4 protein-coding genes are annotated in these 3,666 nt (G+C 71.8%); all 4 read right to left on the bottom strand.

The window, feature by feature from the left end:
• A partial coding sequence (fliA, locus tag RT051_RS14455; RefSeq protein WP_313077790.1) for an RNA polymerase sigma factor FliA occupies positions 1–608 on the bottom strand: 608 nt, incomplete at its 3' end.
• Positions 609–616: 8 nt separating this feature from the next.
• A complete protein-coding gene (locus tag RT051_RS14450; RefSeq protein WP_313077788.1) occupies positions 617–1,375 on the bottom strand; it encodes a hypothetical protein in 759 nt (252 codons plus the stop codon).
• Positions 1,365–2,945 (bottom strand): flagellar biosynthesis protein FlhF, encoded by a 1,581-nt coding sequence (gene flhF, locus RT051_RS14445; RefSeq protein WP_313077786.1) that lies wholly within the window; start codon positions 2,943–2,945, stop codon positions 1,365–1,367. The genes RT051_RS14450 and flhF overlap by 11 nt, the downstream gene beginning before the upstream one ends.
• A partial coding sequence (locus tag RT051_RS14440) for an FHIPEP family type III secretion protein (protein ID WP_313077784.1) occupies positions 2,942–3,666 on the bottom strand: 725 nt, incomplete at its 5' end. The genes flhF and RT051_RS14440, both read right to left, overlap by 4 nt.

Genomic DNA, 3,666 nt, shown 5'->3' with positions numbered 1-3,666 from the left:
TGCTCGTAGTACATGCCCATGATGTACTGCTCGCGCTCGGGCAGGCCCTTGATGGCGGCCACCAGCGAGGCGCGCAGGCGCTGATCGCGCAGCACGGCCATGGGGTCCGCGGCCTCGTCGGCCACGTGCCGGTCCAGGAAGCCCTCGTCGCCCTCGCTGTCGCCCTGGTGCATGTCCTCCAGGTACACCAGCTGCGTGCCGCGCACCTTGCCCAGCAGGCTCTGGTACTCGGCCAGCGGCATGCCCAGCTCCTGGGCGATTTCGGACTCGAGCGGCACACGCCCCAGGCGCTGCTCGGCGCGGCGCAGCGCCTGCTCGATGTCCTTCTGGCTCTTGCGCGAGCTGCGGCTCATCCAGTCGCCGCCGCGCAGCTCGTCGAGCATGGCACCGCGGATGCGCTGGCTGGCAAAGGTCTCGAACTGCACGCCCTGCGCGACCTCGTAGCGCGACAGCGCGTCGGTCAGGCCGATCATGCCGACCTGGATCAGGTCGTCCAGCTCCACGTTGGGCGGGAGCTTGGCGATCATGTGGTGGGCGATGCGGCGCACCAGCGGCAGGTGCTGGGCGAGCAGTGCATCGCGGTCGAGCTGGCCTTTCGCGGTGTACATGGTGGCGTTCAGTGGCTCTGGTCCGAAAGGGTGGGGGCCGGGTCCATGGTGCATGCGTTCTCCAGCAGCTGCAAGGCCAGGCGCTGAATGTCCTGCACCCGCCCGGCGGCAATCGCCGTGGTGTGCAGCTGCAGGCCCAGATGGCTCAGCGCGCTGCGCTGCAGCGTGTCCAGCGCCTCGGCTGTCTGCCGCCCGGGCGTCTGCACCTGCGGCGGGCGGATGGAGGCCACGGTGCAGCGGGGCAGGCCGGCGTGCAGCGCCAGATGCTTGAGCTGCCGGTAGCTGGCCACCATGCCCTGGGCGCCCGGCCCGGTCATGACCAGGGGCACGCTGTGGCTGGCGCGCAGGAGCGGCGCCAACAGCTCGGCACCGGCATACAGCACGGCCACGGCGTAGCTGCGAAACAGCCCGGCGAGCAGCGGCAAAGCCGCCTGGCCGGCCTGCGGCGCATGGGCCAGCCGGGCCAATCCGCGCGCGGCGGGCACCACGGCCAGCGCTGCGCCGGGGGCGGTATCGGCACCGCCGGGCCAGGGCAGGCCGTCGAGCAGGTGCAGCAGGCCAGGGGCGCGCTCGCTTTCCTGCGCCGTGCCGTCCAGCACCACGGGTGGGTAGGACAGGCGCTGCAGGGCCGAGCACAGCTGCCACAGCATCTCCAGCTCGACGCTGCCGGCACCGGGCTGGCTGACCACGGGCAGCAGGCGCAGCTGCTGCTGCGGCGTGAAGCCGTGCAGGCCGGTGGCCTGGTGGACGGGGGTGTCAAGCCACATCGACCAGCCCCTGTTCGCCAGCTGCAGCGGCAGCGGGCGAGAAGAAGAAGTTGAGTTCGGCCTCCTTGGGGTCGAACGCGGAACGCACGCTGGTGCGCATGGAGGCGCCGACCAGCTTGCGCGCGTCGGCGGCCTCCCAGTCCTCGGGTACGCGCTGGCCGTTGGTCACGCCGCGCAGCACCATCTGGTGGCGGATCAGCGCGTCGATGGCCGGGCCCAGCTTCACGGCCTCGTCCACCTTGGACAGGATGGCCTGCTGCGAGCCGGTGGTTTTGAAGCCGGTGAACACGTCGTCCAGCGTGTCGCCATGGCTGCTGGCGTTGAGCACCAGCAGGCGGTTGACGCCGGGCAGTTGCAGCACGTCCAGCAGATCGCCCTTGCGCGGGTCGCGCGGGGCCACGCCGGTGGTGTCGATCAGTACCATCTTCTTGCCCGCCAGCAGGCCCAGCAGGTCCTGCAGCGCGGCGCGGTCGTGCGCCAGGTGCGCCACCACGCCCAGCATGCGGCCGTAGGAGCGCAGCTGCTCGTGCGCGCCCATGCGGTAGGTGTCCAGCGTGATCAGCCCGACGCTGGCCGCACCGTGCACGCGCGCGCACTGCGCCGCCAGCTTGGCGGTGGTGGTGGTCTTGCCCACGCCGGTGGGGCCGACCAGCGCCCAGATGCCGCCTTCTTCCTGCAGCGGCGCGCTGTGCGCGTCGGTGCGCAGGTTGCGCTCCAGCACGTCGATCAGCCAGCGCACCGACTCGGCGGCCGGCAGGCCCTCGGGCAGGTGCTCCAGCACGGCGCGCGAGAGCGCGGGCGAGTAGCCGGCGCGGATCAGCTTCAGCATCAGGTTGGACTGGATCGGGTCCTGGCGCGCCTGGCCCAGCCAGGCCAGGGTGTGGAAGCGCTCCTCGATCAGCTCCTTCATCGACTGCAGCTCCTTCATCAGGTTCTGCTGGTCGGCGCCGGTGGACAGCACCGGGGCGGGCGCGGCCGGCGCCGGTGCGCGCCGGGCGGGCGCGCCGATGTGCTCGGCGCCCAGCGCGGCGTGCATGGCCGGGCGCAGCGGGTTGTGCCGCGCCAGGGGGGCGCTGGCAGGCTGGGCCTCGGCGGCGCTGCGCGCAGCGGGCCGTGCGGGGGCGGCGGCGCGCGGCGCAGTGGCTGTCGCGGGCGCTTCCGGCGCGCTGCCGTGCAGCGCCTCGTGGCGGCGGCGCAGCATGCGCTCGCGCACATAGTCCTGGAACGACAGCGTGCTCATGGCGAGCTGCTCGGTATCTTGCGCCACCGCGCTGCGCGCAGGGGCGGCCGGGGTACGCGGCGCGACCGGTGGGGCCGGTTGCTGCTGCAGGCGCACGGGGCTGGCGGCCAGGTCGTCGGCCCGTTCCTGCAGCCGGGTGGCGGGGCTGCGCGCGGGGGCGGCCGGCGCCTCGTCGTGCAGGGTGGACAGGGTTTCCTCGGCGGTGGCCATGACCTCCACACCCCCGTCGATCGGCCGGTTGGACAGGATCAGCGTGCCGTCGCCGAAGGTCATGCGCGCCTTGGCCAACGCCTCGCGGGCGGTGGGGGCGGTGAAGCGTTTGATGTTCATGCGGAGGTCCCCTGCAGGATCGGGCCGATGCGGATGGTGTGGGTTTCAGGGATTTCGCTGTGCGCCAGCACTTGCAGGCGCGGCGCCACGCGGCGCACCAGGCGGGCGATGGCGCTGCGGATGGCGTCGGGCACCAGCAGGCAGGCGGGCAGGCCCATCTCTTCCTGCTTCATGGCGACATCGGCGGCCTTTTGCGTCAGCAGGTCGGCCACGCCCGGGTCGAGCGAGGGGCCGCCAGGGTTGCCCAGCGCCTGCATCAACAGGCGCTCCAGGCCGGGCTCGATGGCGATGACGCTCAGCTCGCGGGTCGGGCCGTAGATCTGCTGCACGATAGCTGGCGACAGGGCGATGCGCACGCGCCGGGCCAGTTCGTGCGGGTCCTGCGTGCTGCCGGCGTGCTCGGCCAGTGTCTCGACGATGGTGCGGATGTCGCGGATGTGCACGGACTCCTCCAGCAGCAGCTGCAGCACCTTCTGGAACACGGTGATGGAGACCATCTTGGGCACGACTTCCTCGATGAGTTTGGGCGCCAGGCGCGTCACGTGCTCGACCAGTTGCTGCGTCTCGGTACGGGACAAAAGCTTGGCGGCCTGCACTTGCATCAAGTGTGACAAATGGGTGGCCATGACGGTTTCCGAATCAACGACGGTAAAGCCCGCCATTTGCGCCGCTTCGCGCTGGCCGGCGTCGATCCAGTGCGCCGGCAGGCCGAAGGCCGGGT

Source organism: Melaminivora sp., assembly GCF_032059615.1.
GTDB lineage: Bacteria > Pseudomonadota > Gammaproteobacteria > Burkholderiales > Burkholderiaceae_C > Melaminivora.
The sequence above is the reverse complement of the archived record's forward strand: the minus strand, read 5'-3'. Positions and strand labels throughout refer to the sequence as shown.